The sequence below is a fragment of the Amycolatopsis aidingensis genome, assembly GCF_018885265.1.
Classification (GTDB): domain Bacteria; phylum Actinomycetota; class Actinomycetes; order Mycobacteriales; family Pseudonocardiaceae; genus Amycolatopsis; species Amycolatopsis aidingensis.
In genome coordinates this window covers 240,894-258,856 of sequence record NZ_CP076538.1, presented here as the reverse complement: position 1 = coordinate 258,856, position 17,963 = coordinate 240,894, and the positions used below count along the sequence as shown (strand labels likewise).

Here is a 17,963-nt window from a genome sequence, read left to right as displayed (position 1 = left end):
TCATGCCGCTCCCTTCATGCCGCCGAGCCGGAGAAGGTGTCCGAGCAGCCGCGTGCCTCGGCCTTGGGCAACCGGCCGAGCACGGAGAAGTGCTTACCCGGCCAGTCGCCGTCGTCGATCCCGTTGTAGACGCCGAGGTCCTCGGTCAGCAGCACGTGGCCGGGATAGGAACGCGGCAACGTGCTCACCACCTCTATGACGCCCGGCTTGCCGACGGGTTGCTCCGCCCAGGTCACCGGGTCGCGGATCACCACATCGGCGAAGTCGGGGCAGTACAGCGAGCCACCCGATGGCCCCTCGAGGAACACGGTGCCGATCTGCTCGATCATCCCGTAGTAGTTGTAGATCCGGCGCAGCCCGGTGTCCGCCGCGAACCGGCGCCGGAACTCGGCGTTGTCCACCGCACGGTCGGCGAGCTTCTTCCAGCCGCCGGAGTGGATCAGGATGCCGTTGGAAAGGTCGAGGCGGTGCTCGCGGGCGACCTCGTAGAGGTACTGCCACACCATGAAGGTGAAGCCGAAGATCAGGAACGGCTGGTCCCCGTACTCGGCGAGGAAGCGCTTGACCGCATCGACATCGGGACGGTCCTGCTCATCCAGCACGTAGACGTGCTTGCGGCCGAAGTTGGCCATGCCGAGCACCCCGGCGCCACGGGCGGAGAACGAGCGGCGGTTCTTGATGATCCCGACCGTGTCCACCATCAGCATCGGCAGCCTGCCGGGACCGAGCACGGTTTGCAGGGTGGCCCCGAGCTGCCGGGTCTGCTCGGCGGCGGCGGCCTTGTCCAGGTAGATCCGGGATGCCCCCGAGCCGGTGGTGCCGGAGGAGGTGAGCACCTTGAACACCTCGTCCTCGGGGATGCTGCGCAGCTCGTGGGTCTTGAACATGCGCACCGGCAGCCACGGCAGGTCGGCGATCCGGCCGAACCCGGCCGCACCCGGGACGTCCAGTGCGGACAGGATCCGGTCGTAGCCCGCACAGTGCTCCCGGTGGTGCGCGGTCAGCTCGGCCAGCCGCGGCAGCAGCCGCTCCTCCCGCTGCTCGGCCCCCAGGCTGAACGGTGCCGTCATACCCTGGCCTCCAGCGCCCGGTAGTCCACCTTGCCGCTGGCCAGCAGCGGGACGGTGTCGATCGGCCGCACGTCGAACCCGCTGGTGTGCAGATGCAGCTGGTCGGAAAGCGCCCTGGCGGCGGCCTTGCAGGTGTCCGTGGCGGCGTCCTCGGCGAACAGCACCACCTTGTCCCCCGCGGCCACCGCGGCCACCACCTCGATCCCCAGCCGCGCCGCGCGCACGGCGTGCTCCAGGTCGTCCAGGCTGACCCGGTTGCCGAACACCTTGCCGATCCGCTTGAGCCTGCCGGTGATGAACAGGTAGCCGTCCTCGTCCAGGTAACCGAGGTCCCCTGTGGCCAGCACACCGCCGGCCTCGTCGCCCCTGGCCAGCTCGGCCGCGCCGTCCGCGTAGCCCATCATCACGTTCGGCCCCCGGTAGACGACCTCACCGACGATCTTGGGGTGGGTGGTCTCCTTGCCGTCGTCCCTGCGGACGGTGAACGCGCCATCGGGCAGCGCGGCGCCTGCCGAACCCAGCTTCTCGGCCAGCCGTTCCGCGGGCACCGTGGCCATCCGCGGCGCGGCCTCGGTCTGCCCGTACATCACGAACATCCGGCCGCCGACGGCACGCATCTTCTCGTCGAACTCGCTGACCAGCTCGGTGCGCAGCTTGCCGCCGGCCTGGGTGAGCGTGCGCAGCCGCGGGTAGCGCGCCGGGTCGAACTTCAGCCTGCGCAACATCTCGTAGTGGTACGGCACACCGGCCAGCGAGGTCACCCCGTGCTCGGTAACCGCGTCCCAGAAGCCACGCCCGAGCACCCCGGACGGCTCGATCACCACGCTCGCCCCGCACAGCAGATGCGAGTTCAGCACCGAAAGGCCGTAGCTGTAGTGCAGCGGCAGGCTGGTCGGGGCGACCTCGTCCGCGTCGATGTCCAGCACCGTGGCAATGGCCTCGGCGTTGTGCAGCACCGCCTGCCTGGACAGCCGGACCAGCTTCGGGTTGCCGGTGGAGCCGCTGGTGGGCAGCAACACCGCGAGCTCGGGATGCGGCGCGACGCCCTCGGCCGACTCCCGGATCCAGTGCCCGTCCCGCGCGCGGTACCCGGGTGGCGGGGCGGCCTCCGGGGCGGCCAGCACGGCGCCCGGCCGGAACCGTTCGACCAGGCCGGCCAGTACGGGTGGGTCCAGGGCCGGGTCGATCAGCGCGACCGCCCTGCCCGCGGTCAGCGCGCCGAGGTAGCGCAGCACGCTGGGCAGGTCCATCGAGGTCCTGGCGAACAGCGCGCCGGTGGGCAGCCCGGCCAGCTCCCCGGCCTCGGCCCGCACCGCGGCATGCAGTTCCCGGCCCGCCAGCGTCCGCCCGCCTGCCGCGTCCACCAGCCGGGCGCCCTCGCCGAGAAGGGGCGTCAGTGCTGGCCCGGAAACGCGCGATGCGATCGGCTCGGCAGGGCTCGGACGCTCGCTCATGGCACCAGGCCCCCGTCGACGCCGAGTACCTGGCCGGTGATGAAGGAGGCCTGGTCCCCGGCAAGGAATGCGATCGCGCCTGCCACCTCCTCGGGCCTGCCGAGCCTGCCAAGCGGGGTGCGGTCGGCGTTGGCCGCGCGTACCTCCTCGCCGAGTCCCGCGGTGAGCGCGGTGTCGATCACCCCGGGCGCCACCGCGTTCACCCGGATACCGGAGCGGCCCAGTTCCTTGGCCGCGGAGCGGGCGAGGTTGGCCACGGCCGCCTTGGACGCCGCGTACACCGACTGCCCCGCGCTGCCCTGCAGGCCGACCACCGAGGCCAGCACGATGATCGAACCGGTCTTCTTGCGCAGCATCGCCCTGGCGCCCGCCTGCACGGTGTGGATGGTGCCGCTGACGTTCGTGGCCAGGGTCCGGTCGAGGTCGTCCTCCCTGATCATGCCGAGCATGCCGCTTTCCATGATGCCCGCGTTGGCGACCAGGACATCCAGCCTGCCGTGCTCCTTGGCCACCCCGCGGACCACCGTGGACACCGCCTTGGGGTCGGTGACGTCCAGGGCGACTCCGCTGACCGTGCCGTCCACTGTGCCGTCCACCGAGGCGGCGGCCTCCCGCGCGGCGGCCTCCTCCCGCCCGGTGAGCACGACCGTGGCGCCCGCCTCCGCGAGCGCGCGGACCGTGGCCAGCCCGATACCCCGGGTACCGCCGGTGACCAGCGCGACACGTCCGGCGAGACTCTCAGTCATGGGCCGCCCGCAACTCGGTGACCATGTCCACGGCGACCTTGAAGCTGCTCATGTCGATCACCTGGTCGGTCTCGAACTGCACGTCGAACTCGTCCTCGATGGCGGCGACCAGTGCCATGTGCCCGACCGAGTCCCACGCCTCGATGTCGCGGTACTTCAGGTTCTGCACATCGACATCCTCGCCGAGGTCAAGTGCCTCCACGAAGACGTCGCGAAGCCGGTCGGAAATCGCCATGGTTCCCTCGATCCGCTAGTGAGCTGGACCTTTCGATGGTAAGGGGCCAGCCGTATCGAGCAGGTCCGCGGTCAGCCTCTCGACATAGTGCCCCGCACCCTCCGGGGGGTAGCGCAGCGCGGGGTTGTGCACGATCACACTGCGCACCCCGGCCGCCCTGGCCGCCTGCACGTCGTGGAAGGTGTCCCCGACCAGCACCGCCTCCGCCGGCCCAGCGCCCAGCCGGGCCAGCACGGTGTGCAGGCCCTCCGGGTCGGGTTTCAGCCTGCGCACGTCCTCCCTGCCGACCACGGTCAGGCCGTCGGCGGCCGCGCCAAGGGCGTCCAGCACCGCCTGCCCGCTGTTGCGGGTCAGCACCGCGAGCGCGCACCGGCCACGCAACCCGGCGAGGCACTCGCGCGCCCCTGGCCGGAACCCGCCCGCCCGCACGGCGGCCCGCTCGTAGGTGGTCACCAGCTCGAGCCTGCTGCGGTCGCCCTCGTCAAGGAAGCGCTGCAACGCCTCGCCGAGCCGTTCCTGTGGCCCGAGTCCGAGCTCGGCACGCAGCCCGGCCCAGTCGACCGGGAGGTCGAACAGCGTGCCGTCGAAGTCGAAGACGACCGCGCGCACCGGGGAACTCACCGGGGAGTCGAGGACCATTCACCCTCCCGGACCAGCCGGTACCCCATGTCGATCATGCGTACCCAGTAGAGGTCCGCTGGCAGCGGGTCGTACCGGGGCGGTGTCTCGGCCAGCGTGTTGCCGAGGCCGAGCTGCACGTACATATCCGGCATGTTCAGCCCGGCGTGCGCGAAGAAGTTGCTGGTGGTGAAGAACCTGCCGACGTTGATCTCGGTCACCATCGGCGCGTCCGCCGCGGTGCACTTCATGTCAACGCAGTACACCCCGTGCGGTTCGGCGGAGACGGCGCGTACCGCGGCCTCCCCTGCGTGGTTCACGTCCGCGCGGTTGACCGTCCTGGCCACCGAGGGCGAGGAACTCTGCCCGCTCGGGGTCAGGTTGCCGAAGATGTACTCGATCCGCTCCCTGGCCTGCGAGGTGACCAGCCTGCCCCGGTGCCAGAGGCTCTGCCAGGCGAACTCGGCACCCGGCAGGTACTCGCTGGCCATGAAGTCGCCGTAGTCCAGGCCGCGGAAGGAGCGCCAGTAGTCGATCCAGGCGTCGCCCTGGTAGAAGGAGTTCACCGGCAGGCTCGCCCGCGAACCCGCGCCGCGGATCGCGCGCAGCCACACCCTGGGGTGGTGCTCCAGCAGCTCGGCCAGCGCGCCGTGCAGGTCGTCCGGGCTGTCGATCTTGACGGCCGCCGGTACCGGCACCCCCGCGGCACGCAGGTGCGCGTTGAACGCCATCTTGTCGTGGCACAGGGCCACCGCGGCGGCGTCCGGAAGGAACACGGGTGCCTGGATCTTGTCCCGGTGCTCGGCAAGGAAACCGACCTCGACATCCGGCTGCGGATGGACGAACTCGATCCGTTCGTCCTCGATGACCCGATTGATCGCGTCCACATAACCGGAATCGGACACCGGCGGCACCAGGTACTTGGCCGACAGCTCCATGAGCTCGAGGTGGTAGCGCTTGACGTCGGTGCCGACCACCTCGTATCCGGCCGGCGCCAGCGCGAGGGCGTCCCGGAAGTTGAAGGCCGCCGAACCCCCGGCGCCGGTGATGAGAATGCGTGCCATGTCCCTTACCTTGTAGCCCGCGCGGGCCGGGACCACCGGCTGCGCAGCGATGATGTGGCCGACCGGTATCGTGGGCGCCCGCGTCGGCAACGGCGTGTATACCGGCCTGGGCAGAAAATGCCGTACCGGTGACCGACTGTACCTGACCCGCCAGCACCGTCCGTCGAGGTGAGAGACTGCCGCATGATCCCCATTACCGTGGTCGACGTTCGGGATGCCGAACCGCTGGTCGCCGAGGTCCTGCGGTCCGGCGCCATCGCACAGGGGCCGATGGTCCGGCGCCTCGAGGCCGCGTTCGCGGAGGTGACCGGCACCCGGCACGCGGTCGCCGTGAACAACGGCACCACGGCGCTGATCGGCGCGCTCCAGGTGCTGGACCTGCGGCCGGGCGATGAGGTGATCACCTCGCCGTTCACCTTCGTGGCGACCCTGAACGCGATCCTGCAGGCCGGTGCCACCGTGCGGTTCGCCGATATCTCCGCCGAGGACTTCGCGGTCGACCCGGACAAGGTCGCCGCCGCGATCGGCCCGCGGACCAGGGTGCTGATGCCGGTACACCTGTACGGCCAGCCCGCGGACATGGGCAAGCTCGCCCCGCTCGCGGCCGAGCACGGCCTGCACGTGGTGGAGGACGCGGCCCAGGCCGTCGGCGCCACCTTCGATGGACGGCAGGCCGGCAGCTACGGCCTCGGCTGCTTTTCCTTGTATGCCACCAAAAATGTGACCACCGCCGAGGGTGGTGTGATCACCTGCGAGGACGACGAGCTGGCCGACCGGCTACGGGTGCTGCGCAACCAGGGCATGCGGGCCCGGTACGAGTACGAGATGGCTGGCAACAACTACCGGATGACCGACCTGCACGCCGCCGTCGGCATCCCGCAGCTGGAGCAGCTCGCGGCACGCACCGCGGCCCGCAGGCGCAACGCGGAACGCCTTTCCGCCGGGCTCGCAGGCACCCCTGGCCTGCGGCTGCCTGCCGTGCTGCCCGGCAGGGAACACGTCTGGCACCAGTACACCGTCCTCGTCGGCCCGCACGCCATGCTGTCCAGGGACGAGCTGGCCCAGCAACTGACCGAACGCGGCGTCGGCAACGGGATCTACTACCCGAAGGTCGTCTTCGACTACGACTGCTACCGCGATCACCCGCAGATCCCGGACGCCACGACCAGCCGGGTACCGGTGGCGGCCGACGTGGCCGAGCAGGCGCTGTCGCTGCCCGTCCATCCCGCACTGTCCGAAGCCGACCTGGACACGGTCGTCAAGACCGTACGCGACCTGCTGGGGGCGTGAGCGTGACACATCGGATCGCGCTCGTCGGCACCGGCACGATGGGCTCCCTGCACGCGCGCGTGCTGTCCCAGCACGAACGGGTCTCCCTGGTGCGCGTGGTCGAGCCACGGGAGGAGGACGGCAGGGCCTGCGCCGAGCGGTTCGGCACCGAATGGCGACCCGAGCTCGACTCACTGTCCGATGTGGACGCCGTGGTGCTGGCCTCGTCCACCGAGGCGCACTACGACCTCGCGCGGACGATCCTGAACGAGGACACGCCGCTGCTGGTGGAGAAGCCGGTCTCGAACAGCCTGGCCGCCTCGGCTGAGATCGTCGCGCTGGCCGAGCAGCGGGACGTGCCGCTGATGTGCGGGCTGCTGGAACGCTACAACCCGGCGGTGCTCACCGCTCGCGCCATGATCAGCCAGCCGGTGCACCTGATGGCCCGGCGGCACGGCCCGTACGCCCCGCGGATCAGGACCGGGGTCGCCTGGGACCTGCTGGTGCACGACGTGGATATCGCGATCCAGTTCTTCGGCGGCACCGTGCCGAGCAGGGTGACCGCGGGCACCGGATACTTCCACCCGTCCTCGGTGACCGGCGCGGAGGACACCGTGGAGACGGTGCTGACCTTCCCGTTCGGTCTCGCCTCGGTGTCCGCGTCCCGGCTGGGCCAGCGCAAGATCCGCTCGCTTGTGGTGTCCGAACTGGACCGGATGGTCGAGATCGACCTGCTGCGCCGGGATGTCACCGTGTACCGGCACGTCTCGCATGATGCCGCGACGCCGGACGGGCTCGGTTACCGGCAGCAGACGGTGATCGAGATTCCCGAACTGGTGACAGTGCGCGAGCCGCTGGCCACCCAGCTCGACCGGTTCGTCGACCTGCTGGAGGGCGGGGTGGACGCGGCCGCGGAACGGGCCTCGATCCTGCCCTCACACCAGGTGGTCGCCGAGGTGCTGCAGCAGGCGCACGGCTGACGGCCTGTTCATCGCCCGCCCGCGGCGGGCTCACTCCGGATCGGGGTCGAAGCGGCCGCCGGGAGCACCCCAGGCCGTGGGGTTGTCGCCGCGCCGCGCCGCGATGTCCCTGCGGCGTTCGTTCTCCGCCCGCACCCTGGCGATCTCGGACTGGATGTAGTCCTCGTCGTAGCGCTGGAACACCCGCGCCGGGTTCCCCGCGACCAGTGAGCGTTCCGGAACGTCCTTGGCCACCACCGAGTTCGGCTGCACCGTGGCGAAGTCGCCGATCGTCACCCCTGCCATGATCACCACCAGGCCGCCGATGAAACAGCCCTTGCCGATCTTCACCGGCTTGCGTTCGATCAGGTCGCTGCCGGAGTGGTTCTGCAGCGCCATATTGGCCAGCCAGCTGGAATGCGTGAAGACCAGCGTGTTCAGCCCGATGCTGGTGTGCTCCCCGATCTCCAGCCCGCCGCTGGCGTCCAGGGTGGCGCCCTCGCCGATCCAGCAGTGCTCGCCGATGGTCAGGTTCTCCGGGCTGACGATCTTGGCCCGTTCCCGGATCCGGGTGGTCTCCGGCAACCCGTAGAGCCGGGCCCGTTCGGCGTCGTTCATGTACTGCCCGACCAGCTCGGTCAGGATCTGCGGGCGCAGCCGGTTACTGCGTTCGTCGTCGAAGAACATCCTCACCCCGCGGGCCGGGTGCCGCGCTCGCCGAGCATCTTCTCGAAGGCGCGCAGGTGCTCGGCCGCCACCACGTCGAGTCCGAAGTTGGCCCGCACCAGCTCGCTCTGCCGCCGGGCGAGCTCCGCCCGCCGCCGCGGGTCGTCCAGTAGTCCGAGCACGGCCTGCGCCACGGCCGCCGAGTCGTCCGGCGGCACCAGCAGGATGTTCTCCCCGTTGCGCAGCTCGATCCCTGGGTAGTTGTCCGCGGCCACCGAGGCGATGGTCGCGGTGCCGGAGAGCATCGCCTCGAGCGAGGCCGTGCCACAGCCGCCGTTGAGGTCGTGCGCCACGATGTCGGCGGCCGCGTAGTAGGCGGGCACGTCCTCGCGCGGCGCGGCGCCCTGCACGATGAACGCGTCCCGCACGCCCAGCTCCCGCGCCCGTTCGAGGAAGGCGTCGTAGTAGACCCTGCCCACCACGATCACCTTGGTGTCCGGGTGCTTGTCCAGGATCGCGGGCATCGCCTCGACCAGCGGCAGCCGGTCCCGCAGCGGGATCACGTGTCCGAGCGAGACGATCAGTGGCGCGTCGCCGATCTCGTGCTCGGCCCGCACGTCCCTGGTGGGCGGCTGGTCGAACCGGGCGGCGTCCACCGCGATCGGCAGGTACTCGGAGTTCGCCTCGCTGGTGCGGTAACGCTGCGCGCAGTAGTCCGCGCCGAGCTTGTCCAGGATGACGTAACGCGGCCGGAACAGGCTGAGCAACGGCCGTACCAGCACCGCGTCCAGCAGCCGGAACACCGCGCTGTACAGCTTCTTGTCGCTGATCAGCAGGGTGTGGATGGTCAGCAACATCGGCAGGTTGCGGCGGCGCGCGTACCAGCCTGCCAGCCAGGACAGGTCGAAGAACTGCCCGTGCAGGTGAATGGCGTCCGGCTGGAACTCGTCCAGCAACCGGAACAACCGGCGCCAGTTGCGCGGTTTCACCGAGGCGAAGGTCATGTCGAAGTCGATCGACAGCCCCAGCTGCGGCATTTTCATGGCGGGCAGCCGGACCACCCGGTAGCCGTCCACCTTCTCCTCGGCAGGCGCGTCGGCGTAGGCCGCGGTCACCGCGAGCACCTCGTGCCCGGCCGCGACGTATTCCGCGGCCAGCGAGGCGGCCATATGCGCGCTCCCGCCCACCCGCGGTGGGAAGAAGTTGTTCACCACGACGATCCGCATCGCCCGCCCCTTTGCCGGTCCCGCGGCTGGTTCGCTGCCCGCCTCCGTCAAGCCAGTCAAGCCGAGGCCTTGACCAGGTCGGACATACCCTGCTCGACCGTGATCTCCGGGGACCAGCCGAGTACCTCGCGGGCGCGCTCGATGTCCGCGGCACGCCGCGACACCAGCACGTCCCGTGGGTTGAACTGCGGTTCCACGTCCACCCCGACCGCGTCGATCAGGATCTTCGCCAGGGTGGCGACCGAGGTGTCGATGCCGGTGCCGATGTTGATCGGCAGGTTCGCCCGCTCGGACTCCAGCGCCAGCACCACGGCCTTGGCGAGATCGGTGACGTGCACGAAGTCCATCGACTGCTCGCCCTTGCCGTCGATGACCGGCGGCTGACCGGCCCGCAGGCGCTGGATGAAGTGGTTGATCACCGAGGTGTAGTACGCCTCGATCTTCTGGCCGGGGCCGTAGACATTGAAGAACCGCAGGGCGTTCCAGGAAAGGCCATGGTGCCGCTGGTAGAAGCCGAGCAGGTCCTCCCCCGCGCGTTTGGAGATGCAGTACGGGGTGAGCGGGTCGAGCGGGTCGTCCTCGTGCATCGGCAGCTTCTTCGGCTCGCCGTAGACCGAGGCGGAGGAGGCGAACACCAGGCGCTGCACGCCTTCGTCGGCCGCGGCGGCGAAGACGTTGTGGTTGCCGGTCATGTTGATGTCGATCGATTCGTGCGGATCGGCAACCGACTTGTTGATCGACACGGTGGCGAAGTGAATGGCATGCGTGCAGCCACGGATGGCCTCGCGTACCCCGCCGCCGTAGCGCACGTCCTTCTCCACCAGCTCGACCTTGCCGGTCTCCATGAACTCCGCGATCCGGTCCCGGTTACCGCGGGTCATGTTGTCGTAGATCACCACCGAGTAGTCCCGCTCGAGCAGGAGGGGGATGACGTGCCCGGCGATGAATCCACCGCCGCCGGTGAAGAAGACCTTCTTGTCGGACATGCGTTCGCTTTCTCGTGGTGTTCGATCAGGACAGCTCGGTGACGACCGCGCGCACGGTGTCGACAACCCGCTGCACCTCGTACTCGGTCAGGTTGGCGTGCATCGGGATGGCAAGGTGCCGACGGAAGACGTCGGCGGAAACCGGCAGCGGCCGCTGCTCGCCGTACACCGGCTGCAAGTGCGAGGCATAGGTGCCGAAGTTGCATTGGATCCCGCGCTCGCGCAACTCGAGCGCCAGCCGGTCGCGCCCGAGCTCCTCGGCGATGGTGAGAATGTAGGCTTGCCACGGGTGCCCGCGGTCGGGCAGCTCCGCCGGGACGGCTACCCCTGGCAGCTCGGCGAGTCCCTGGTGGTAGCGCCGTGCCACCGACCGGCGGGCGGCCACCAGGTCCGGCAGCCGGTCCAGCTGCACGTTCATGATGGCGGCCTGGATGTCGGAGAGCCGGAAGTTGTAACCGGCCTCCTGGAAGACCGGGATCGGCAGCTCGCCGCGCGTCCCGCGGGAGAAGGCCGGCTCGATACCGTAGGTGTGCAGCCTGCGCGCGTGCTCGATCAGGTCGGCGCGGTCGGAGACCAGCGCGCCGCCCTCGCCCGCGGTGATGCCCTTGCGGCCGTGGAAGGAGAAGGCGGCGAGATCGGCCAGGCTGCCCGCAGGGCGTTCCCGGTAGGTGGCGCCTGCCGCGCAGGCCGCGTCCTCGAACAGCCACAGCCCGTGCTTGTCGGCGATCGCCCGGTACTCGTCGAAGTCCCCCGGCTGGCCTGCCACATCCACCGCCAGTATGCCCACCGTGCGCGGGGTGACCAGCGCCTCGACGGCGGCGGGGTCGGCGCTCCAGATGTCCGGGCGCACGTCGGCGAACACCGGGGTCGCCCCGGCCTGTAGCACCGCGTGGCCGGTGGCAGGGAAGGTGTAGTCGCCGACGATCACCTCGTCACCCGGCCGCACGTCCAGGACCCGCAGACCAAGGTAGAGCGCGGCACCGCAGCTGCTGGTGCTCAGCGCGTGCGCGGTGCCGGTGGCGGCGGCGAAGCGTTCCTCGAACTTGCGGCAGGTCGGGCCCGCTCCGGCGAGCCACCCGGAACGGAAGACCTCCGCCACTGCGGCGAGCTCCTCGTCGCCGACGGTCGGTTGGCCGAGAGCGATCGTCTCGGAGCTGGTGGACATGCCCCTCCCGTTGCCTGATGTCGGTTCGTAGTGTATGGCAGCTGCCGTCCGGGTTGACCGCCCCGTACCCCGACGCTTCACCATCGGTTCCGGTTGCCCCGGATGCCCAGGGGACATCCCGTGCTCCCTTGGGGTGGAGCCCGCGCGTCTGTGCCATATTCGCAGGTCACGGCGCAATAGCGTGGGTCCATGCCATCGAAGTCAAGTGACGCACGCCGCCGCGAGCTCGGTGCGGAGCTCCGCAGGCGGCGTGAGCGCGCCGGCCTGAACGGGGTCGACCTGGCACGCAGACTGGGCTGGGCGCAGAGCACGGTCTCCCGGTTCGAGGCGGGCACCGGCAGCTTCACCGAGGTCAACGTGACGACCTACCTGGCCCACTGCGGGGTCAACGCCCCGGAAGCCGCCGAGGTGCTCCGCCTGGCAAGGGAAACCGAAGACGGCTACCTGGTGCGCATGCACAGTCTTCGTACCCTCATCCTGCATGAGACAACGGCACGCGTCATCACCGCGACCTCGCCGTTGCTGATACCAGGGCTGCTGCAAACAGAGGGCTATGCGCGCGCGGTCATCGGCCTGCCTCCCCGGGAGGAAGAAGAGATCAACTCAAGAGTGGCCTTGCGACTGGAACGGCAACAAGTCCTGCGTAGCTGGCGGCCGCCACAGTTCACGTACTTCGTGTACGAAGCCGCCTTGCGCTGTCCATTCGGCGGCGACAAGGTCATGAACGAACAGATGCTGCATCTCCTCTTCTTGGTCGAACGGCCGCACATCACGCTCCGGGTCGTGCCCTTCGGGTCAGGTCAGCATGCCGCCGTTGCCGGCGCGCTGACCTTGATGGACTTCGACGATCACGGTCCGATGGCCTACTTGGAGAATCCGTTGGCCGGGGTGTTCGTGGATCACAGGGACGCAATAGTCAAGTACCGCTCCACCCTCCAGCAGCTAGCCAATGACGCGCTGGGCCAGCAACAATCGAAGGCGTTCCTGGCACAACTTGCCAGCGCGTACGACCTGCCGGAGGAGCGCCATGACCACGTCCGCAACGACCTGGCGGAAGAGTAGTCACAGTGATCCGGATCGAGACTGCGTAGAGGTGGCGTTCGTCCCTGCTCAGGTTGCCGTGCGGGACTCGAAGTGTCCGGAGGCGGGCGCGCTTCGCTTCAGCCCTTCCTGCTGGCGCGCCTTCCTAGCGGATGTCCGCTAGTGTCGTGAGTCGTTAATTCGTTGGCAGTATGCGGTGAGGGTGTCGAGGATCGCGTCGGCGGTCTTGGTCCAGACGAAAGGCTTGGGGTCGGTGTTCCACTCCTTGATCCATGCACGGACGTCGGCTTCGAGTTCGGTGACGCTGCGGTGGGCGGAGCGGCGGAGTTTGCGGTTGGTGAGCTCGGCAAACCAGCGTTCCACCAGATTCAGCCATGAGCTGCTGGTAGGCGTGAAGTGCAGGTAGAAGCGGGGGTGGCGGAGCAGCCATTTCTTGACCTCGGGGTCTTGTGAGTAGCGTAGTTGTCCAGCACCAGATGCAGATCCAGGTCTTTCGGCACGGCGGCGTCGATGAGCTTGAGGAAACGCAGGAACTCCTGGTGGCGGTGGCGCCGGTAATGCTGGGCGATCACCGAGCCGCTACCGATGTCGAAGGCGGCGAACAAGCTGGTGGTGCCGTGGCGGACGTAATCGTGAGTCATCCGCGCCGGCGTGGTCGGCATGATTGGAAGAATCGGCGCGGTCCGGTCGATCGCCTGCATCTGGCTCTTCTCATCGACCGCGAGGACTAGCGCGTTCTCCGGCGGCGCCATGTACAACCCGACGACGTCGCGGACCTTCTCGATGAACTGCGGATCGGTCGAGAGTTTCCACGTCTCGACCGCGTATGGTTTGAGTCCGAACGCCCGCCAGATCCGCGAGATCGCCGACTGCGACATCTCGGTCGACGACGCCATCGACCGGGTCGACCAGTGCGTGTCCTGTCCCGGCGTCTCCTCCAACGTCTTGGCGATCACCTCCTCGACCTGGTCGTCAGTGATGAGCCGCGGCCGCCCCGGACGCGGCTCATCCGACAACCCCTCCAGTCGACGAGCCAGAAACCGCGAGCGCCACTTGGACACCATGTTCCGCGACACGCCCATATCCTGCGCGACCTCACCGATCGTGCCACCCTCTGCGCACCGCAACACAATCCGCGATCGCAACGCCAACGCCTGCGCGGTCTTCCGCAGACGCGACCATCCACTCAGGACACTACGTTCCTCATCCGTCAGGACCACGGGCTCAAGCATCGGACTCGGCATCACCACAGCCTACCAAGTGGCAACGAATTACTGACTCAGGACACTAGCTCGCGGCGCAGCTCGTCCAGCGCGCGCGTCACGTCCTCGTCGCTCGCGGGCGCGAGGAACACCCGCTCGTCCCCTGGCAGCTGGGTCACCTTCATCGTCCAGCGGCCCTGGTCGTTGTCATAGACCCGCAACGGTTCCTTGCTGACCCGGCGCCTGCCCTGCTGGTCCCGGGTCTCCGCATAGAACTCGGCGATGACGTGCGGGGACAACGCTACCACCCGCTGCGCCCGCCGGACCTCCCGATCGGGCGCCACCGCGCCGGGTACCTCATCCTTCGCGGCCAGGAAGTCGCTGCGTAGCACGCTGATCGGCTGCTCGTTCGACTTCCACCACTCCGGCAGCACCGCGGTGAGCACCCGGCTCAGCTCGTCGTCCTTGAAGGTACGCACGTAGATGTGGTCGTCCTCGCGCACGGCGATCAGGCCGAACCAGCGGGAGGCTGCGGTGAGCACGCCCAGCCGCATCCCGTTCTCCGGGTAGGCGACCCACCCGAACCGGGCCTGCCGCGGGCTGGTCAGCAACTCGGCGAGCTCGCGGAAGTCCGGCTCGTCCGGGTTGTCCGGTACGGCCGCGTACCTGCCCTGGACCTCCGCGAGGGCGGCCTTGGCCGCCGCGGCCTCGTTGTCGTCCAGCCACATCGGCGACGGGGCGATGGCGATATGCAGGTCACCGCCGGTCGCCTCGGTGGCCATCGCCGCGAGCTGGTCGGCCCGAAACTGCTCGGGTTCCGGAAACCACACCACCTGCGGCTACTGCTTTCGCTCGCCGATGACCGGCGGGGTCGCGGTCAGGCCGGTACGCGGGTCGACCAGCTTCTCGCCGTCCTCGGTGGCCTGGAAGTGCTCGTCGTCGTCCATCACGTACTTGCGCTCGTGGTCCTCGTCGTCATTGCCCTTGCCGCGGCCACCGGCCCCGGCACCCATCGGCATCGCACCGCCCCGGCCACCGGCGGCACCGCCGGTGGTCCCGGCCGCGCCAGTGGTGCCCGCGGCGCCCGAACCCGGCAGCGCGGCACCCGTGCCCCGGCCGGGGCTGACCCCGGATCCCGGCGCGGCACCGGTCCCGGAACCCGTACCGCCGTAGAGCCGCGAGCCCGCGCTGCCCGAGCCGACGCCACCGGTCCCGCCGGTGCCACGGAGGCCGCCGGTCCCGGAGGTGCCACCCGTGTTGGAACCGCCACCATTGACTGGCGCGATATCGAAGCCACCCAGGCCGGTCCGGTTACGCCGTGTGTTCCCACCGGTGTCCGTACGCGGCGGTACCCAGCCACTGGTGTTCGGCCCGTTCGGCCCACGGCCGCTGGTGCCGGACGGCCCCGTGCCGGACGGGACGGTCGAGCCGGGCAGGTTTCCGCCCGTCGACGCCGCGGGCGGGGTCGAAACATTGCCGCCGCCGGGACCACCCGTGGTGCTGGGTGGCGGCGACCAGGACGATCCGCCGGTCACGCTGCTGGCACGGGTTCCACCTGCCTCCCCGGCCGGCCGGTTGATCTCCGGGCCACTGGTGCCGCCGTCCCCGACCTGACCCCCTGGACCACCGGTGTCCATCGCGATGGATGGTGGCTTCGATAGCGTCGAGCCGTAGTCGGCAGGCATCATCCGCTCGTTGTAGGACGAGTGGTTCGTCCACAGGTTCATGACCTCGACGTTGTGCCGCTCCGCCTCGCGGGCCGCCGCGACCTGGCTCTCGTAGTTGTTCTGTGCCGAGCCGAGGGTGAAGATGTTCTCCATCGTGGAGGGCTCGTCCGGGACGTCCGGGACCGGGCGCACGTTACCCCTGGCCAGGTCGAAGGAGTCGGTCTGGCGGCCGAGCAGCTGCTGTGCGGTGTTCATCTCCTCAGATGCGCGGGCGTGCTCGACGGCCAGCGGACCGGCGCCACGCTGCGCTGCGCCGGACGCCTCACCCTGCCATCCTTCCTCGAAGGAGGCCGCGACCTGCGTGATCCGGTCGGAGAGCGCCCGGTACTCGTCCATGATCCGGGTGAGCTTGTCCTGGGTCGCGACCAGGCCGCCCGGCCCCGGAGCGCTGATGAAGTTCTCGTAGATGCCCCGCCCGCTCAGGCACACCGAGGGCTGCTCCGCAGACATGGTCACTCCCCCGCCTTGATCGTCTCGATCACTGCCTTGGCAACGTTCTCCGCCGCGCCACACGCATCGTTTCCCGCGCGCGTCAACACATTCGAATTAAAAAATAGATCATCGCTTATAGAAACCGCGAGATTGCAGTCGCCTCGATCCCGGTTGTCGACGATCTCGACATACACCGCCGGATAACCAGATACTTCCGTCGGCTCGAAGTAGCCCTTATCCCAATGACCCGTGTCGTTGAGCGCATAGAGCCGATCCAACCCCTCCTCAATACCGGTCGCATACGACACACCCGGACTGGTCGACCCGTCGCCAACGTTCCATCTACAACCACTGTTGTCGTCGTCGCTATTTTCTCGACTGGAGGTGACGTTGAACTCTTGTTGCTGCGACTCTGTGAGACTGGAACATGGATCTTTAAGGTACTTGGAAGCGTCCAACGGGTCCTGCACCGGCGGCGCCTTGGTGAACTCCCGTTCACCGGCTGATTCGGACTGGGTGGTGCTCACCTCCGCGCCGGAGGTGGGTAGCGCCTGCCCCGCCTCGCCCGAGTCACACCCGGCCAGCACAGCCAACGACAGCACGGCGCTTGCAGTCAACACTCGTTCACGACTAGTCACTGGAACAACGTCCCCGTTCCCGGTGGCAAGCCACCATCGCCTCCGCCGTCTTTGAACACCCCGGCAGTGTCCTCTTCCTTTTCCACATATGTTCCGTTCGCCTTGCGCAGGGCGTCGACGTAGGCCTGGGCGTAGTCCCGCATAGATCTGTTGTGTTTAGCCGCCTCGATAATTGACTCCCGGGTCGCTTTCGCCTGAGACGTCCCCGGCGAGTCGTGCGATGGAGGCACACAGCCTTCCGCCGCCAAAATCAGCTCGTTGTACTTCTCCGCAATCCGGTCGCGCAGGTCCTCGAACTCGCGGATCTTGGTCGCGATGGTCTCCGCGTCGAAGCTGTAGCCGCCGCCCGCGGTGGCGGCCGCTCGGGCGACGCCGTCCACCCAGCTGCCACCGCCGCCTTCCCGGTGCTCCGCGAACCGTTCCCGCTCCTCGGCGCGCTCTTCCTCGATCTCCTCTTCGATCTCGGTGGTCGCCTGGGGCGCGGCGCCGGGGGCGGAGCCGCCGCCGGTCACGTTCACCGGCCGTTCATCATGCGGGTATTCCCCCTCGTCAAGCACACCACGCAGGTACGCGTCGCCAGCCGACGTCATACTCCAGCCCTCTCCCCTGAGCGAACCGCCTTCCGGCAGCACCATAGCGCGACCGCCCATGTACGCACAGGTGCTCGCCCGAAATACCCTTGCACCGGGGACAAGTCAACACAACCGATTCACTCGTTTCCGCCCGCTATGCCCCGCCCGCATCGACCAGCCTGCCCGGCCATGAGGAAACGACTTGGCTGGATCGGGTGGACCATCGCGGCGGCGACCGTGGTCGTCATCGGACTGCCCACCGCGCTGTGGCTACTGGTGCCCACCGAGCCGCGGCCGCCGGAGAAGACCGGCCCGAGCTGGGTCGAGCGGCTGGCCAGCGGGGCGGAGTCCATGGTCGGCGCGCCGGTGCGATGCGTCGCAGACCCGACCGACCTCGAGATGTGCTTTCCCGGCATCGACCTGGGCACGGTCCGGCACGAGCTGGAGCGGATCGGCGCCCGGTGTTCCGCCGAGGAGAACGAGTACGACCTGGAGTGCCGGACCGGGAACCGCGACCGCGCGGTGGAGATCAGGGTGACCAGGGCACTCCGCGCCCCGGAACCGGTCAGCTGGGTACACATCCGGGTCACCGAGGGCGGCCTGGACGTGCCGGACGGGGCCGAGCAACGCCTCCAGGAGACCCTGGACAAGGCGCTCGCCAAGGTCGTACCGGTGTTCTTCCCGCAGGTGCCGGACATCGCCGGCGTGGTCAGTGACCGGGCACGGGACCTGCTCGGCACCACGTGCCCGCCGATCAGGGAAGGGCCCGTCGTCCGGCCCGGATACCGGGTGGGCTGCACCGAGCCCCGGCTGATCCAGGTGTCCGGGCCAGCGGGTACCGCGACCGACTGGTCGGTCGCGGTCGACTTCGGTGCGGCGGACCAGCCATGATG

Annotated in this window: 19 protein-coding genes and 1 pseudogene; 5 read left to right on the top strand and 15 right to left on the bottom strand. The window is 69.0% G+C overall.

Going from position 1 to position 17,963, the window contains the following annotated elements:
- Positions 1-14: 14 nt before the first annotated feature.
- The 6 genes from KOI47_RS01320 to KOI47_RS01295 are packed head-to-tail and all read right to left on the bottom strand — an operon-like array spanning position 15 to position 5,187.
- A complete protein-coding gene (locus KOI47_RS01320; RefSeq protein WP_216212943.1) occupies positions 15-1,070 on the bottom strand; it encodes a LuxE/PaaK family acyltransferase in 1,056 nt (351 codons plus the stop codon).
- Complete coding sequence (locus KOI47_RS01315) at positions 1,067-2,524, bottom strand: AMP-binding protein (RefSeq protein ID WP_216212940.1); 1,458 nt, start codon at positions 2,522-2,524, stop codon at positions 1,067-1,069. The genes KOI47_RS01320 and KOI47_RS01315 overlap by 4 nt, the downstream gene beginning before the upstream one ends.
- Positions 2,521-3,270: an SDR family NAD(P)-dependent oxidoreductase gene (locus tag KOI47_RS01310; protein WP_216212937.1), complete on the bottom strand. Its 750-nt coding sequence runs from the start codon at positions 3,268-3,270 to the stop codon at positions 2,521-2,523. The genes KOI47_RS01315 and KOI47_RS01310 overlap by 4 nt, the downstream gene beginning before the upstream one ends.
- Positions 3,263-3,505 carry an acyl carrier protein gene (locus KOI47_RS01305; RefSeq protein WP_216212934.1) on the bottom strand — a complete coding sequence of 81 codons (243 nt, stop codon included), beginning with the start codon at positions 3,503-3,505 and terminating at the stop codon, positions 3,263-3,265. Before KOI47_RS01305 ends, KOI47_RS01310 begins: the two co-directional genes overlap by 8 nt.
- A 15-nt stretch (positions 3,506-3,520) precedes the next feature.
- Positions 3,521-4,144 (bottom strand): HAD family hydrolase, encoded by a 624-nt coding sequence (locus KOI47_RS01300; protein ID WP_216212931.1) that lies wholly within the window; start codon positions 4,142-4,144, stop codon positions 3,521-3,523.
- Positions 4,123-5,187, bottom strand: coding sequence for an ATP-grasp domain-containing protein (locus KOI47_RS01295; protein ID WP_216212927.1), 1,065 nt, complete (start codon positions 5,185-5,187; stop codon positions 4,123-4,125). Before KOI47_RS01295 ends, KOI47_RS01300 begins: the two co-directional genes overlap by 22 nt.
- Before the next feature lie 183 nt (positions 5,188-5,370).
- On the opposite strand from KOI47_RS01295, the gene KOI47_RS01290 reads away from it, so the two are divergent.
- Both KOI47_RS01290 and KOI47_RS01285 read left to right on the top strand, forming a co-directional pair.
- A complete protein-coding gene (locus tag KOI47_RS01290) occupies positions 5,371-6,477 on the top strand; it encodes a DegT/DnrJ/EryC1/StrS family aminotransferase (RefSeq protein WP_216212925.1) in 1,107 nt (368 codons plus the stop codon).
- A 2-nt stretch (positions 6,478-6,479) separates the two neighbouring features.
- Entirely contained in the window at positions 6,480-7,436 is a 957-nt protein-coding gene (locus KOI47_RS01285) for a Gfo/Idh/MocA family protein (protein ID WP_216217010.1), read from the top strand.
- Positions 7,437-7,466: 30 nt separating this feature from the next.
- Here the strand turns inward: KOI47_RS01285 and KOI47_RS01280 are convergent, their stop codons facing one another.
- The 4 genes from KOI47_RS01280 to KOI47_RS01265 are packed head-to-tail and all read right to left on the bottom strand — an operon-like array spanning position 7,467 to position 11,458.
- A complete protein-coding gene (locus tag KOI47_RS01280) occupies positions 7,467-8,102 on the bottom strand; it encodes an acyltransferase (RefSeq protein ID WP_216212922.1) in 636 nt (211 codons plus the stop codon).
- A 2-nt stretch (positions 8,103-8,104) separates the two neighbouring features.
- Entirely contained in the window at positions 8,105-9,307 is a 1,203-nt protein-coding gene (locus KOI47_RS01275) for a glycosyltransferase family 4 protein (RefSeq protein WP_216212919.1), read from the bottom strand.
- 56 nt (positions 9,308-9,363) lie between these two features.
- A complete protein-coding gene (locus tag KOI47_RS01270; protein ID WP_216212916.1) occupies positions 9,364-10,293 on the bottom strand; it encodes an NAD-dependent epimerase/dehydratase family protein in 930 nt (309 codons plus the stop codon).
- Positions 10,294-10,318: 25 nt separating this feature from the next.
- A complete protein-coding gene (locus KOI47_RS01265) occupies positions 10,319-11,458 on the bottom strand; it encodes a DegT/DnrJ/EryC1/StrS family aminotransferase (protein WP_216212914.1) in 1,140 nt (379 codons plus the stop codon).
- A gap of 189 nt (positions 11,459-11,647) precedes the next feature.
- Here KOI47_RS01265 and KOI47_RS01260 point away from each other — a divergent pair, with 189 nt between their 5' ends.
- The gene (locus KOI47_RS01260; protein ID WP_216212911.1) at positions 11,648-12,520 is read left to right on the top strand and encodes a DUF5753 domain-containing protein; all 873 of its coding nucleotides are present in this window, start codon (positions 11,648-11,650) and stop codon (positions 12,518-12,520) included.
- Positions 12,408-12,662, top strand: a complete 255-nt coding sequence (locus tag KOI47_RS01255) for a DUF397 domain-containing protein (protein ID WP_408629882.1) — start codon at positions 12,408-12,410, stop codon at positions 12,660-12,662. Before KOI47_RS01260 ends, KOI47_RS01255 begins: the two co-directional genes overlap by 113 nt.
- Here the strand turns inward: KOI47_RS01255 and KOI47_RS01250 are convergent.
- The 5 genes and pseudogenes from KOI47_RS01250 to KOI47_RS01230 form a co-directional block, all read right to left on the bottom strand.
- Positions 12,659-13,743, bottom strand: a pseudogene (locus tag KOI47_RS01250) (IS630 family transposase). The gene KOI47_RS01255 and the pseudogene KOI47_RS01250 sit on opposite strands and share 4 nt — an antisense overlap.
- Before the next feature lie 35 nt (positions 13,744-13,778).
- The gene (locus KOI47_RS01245; protein ID WP_216212906.1) at positions 13,779-14,534 is read right to left on the bottom strand and encodes an ESX secretion-associated protein EspG; all 756 of its coding nucleotides are present in this window, start codon (positions 14,532-14,534) and stop codon (positions 13,779-13,781) included.
- 6 nt (positions 14,535-14,540) lie between these two features.
- Positions 14,541-15,878 (bottom strand): hypothetical protein, encoded by a 1,338-nt coding sequence (locus KOI47_RS01240; protein ID WP_216212903.1) that lies wholly within the window; start codon positions 15,876-15,878, stop codon positions 14,541-14,543.
- 2 nt (positions 15,879-15,880) lie between these two features.
- On the bottom strand, positions 15,881-16,498 hold the full coding sequence (locus KOI47_RS01235; RefSeq protein ID WP_216212900.1) for a DUF3558 domain-containing protein: 618 nt from the start codon (positions 16,496-16,498) through the stop codon (positions 15,881-15,883).
- A complete protein-coding gene (locus tag KOI47_RS01230) occupies positions 16,495-17,133 on the bottom strand; it encodes a hypothetical protein (RefSeq protein ID WP_216212896.1) in 639 nt (212 codons plus the stop codon). Before KOI47_RS01230 ends, KOI47_RS01235 begins: the two co-directional genes overlap by 4 nt.
- 126 nt (positions 17,134-17,259) lie before the next feature.
- Between KOI47_RS01230 and KOI47_RS01225 the strand changes: the two genes are divergently transcribed.
- Entirely contained in the window at positions 17,260-17,961 is a 702-nt protein-coding gene (locus KOI47_RS01225; RefSeq protein WP_216212893.1) for a hypothetical protein, read from the top strand.
- The last annotated feature ends 2 nt before the right edge of the window (positions 17,962-17,963 follow it).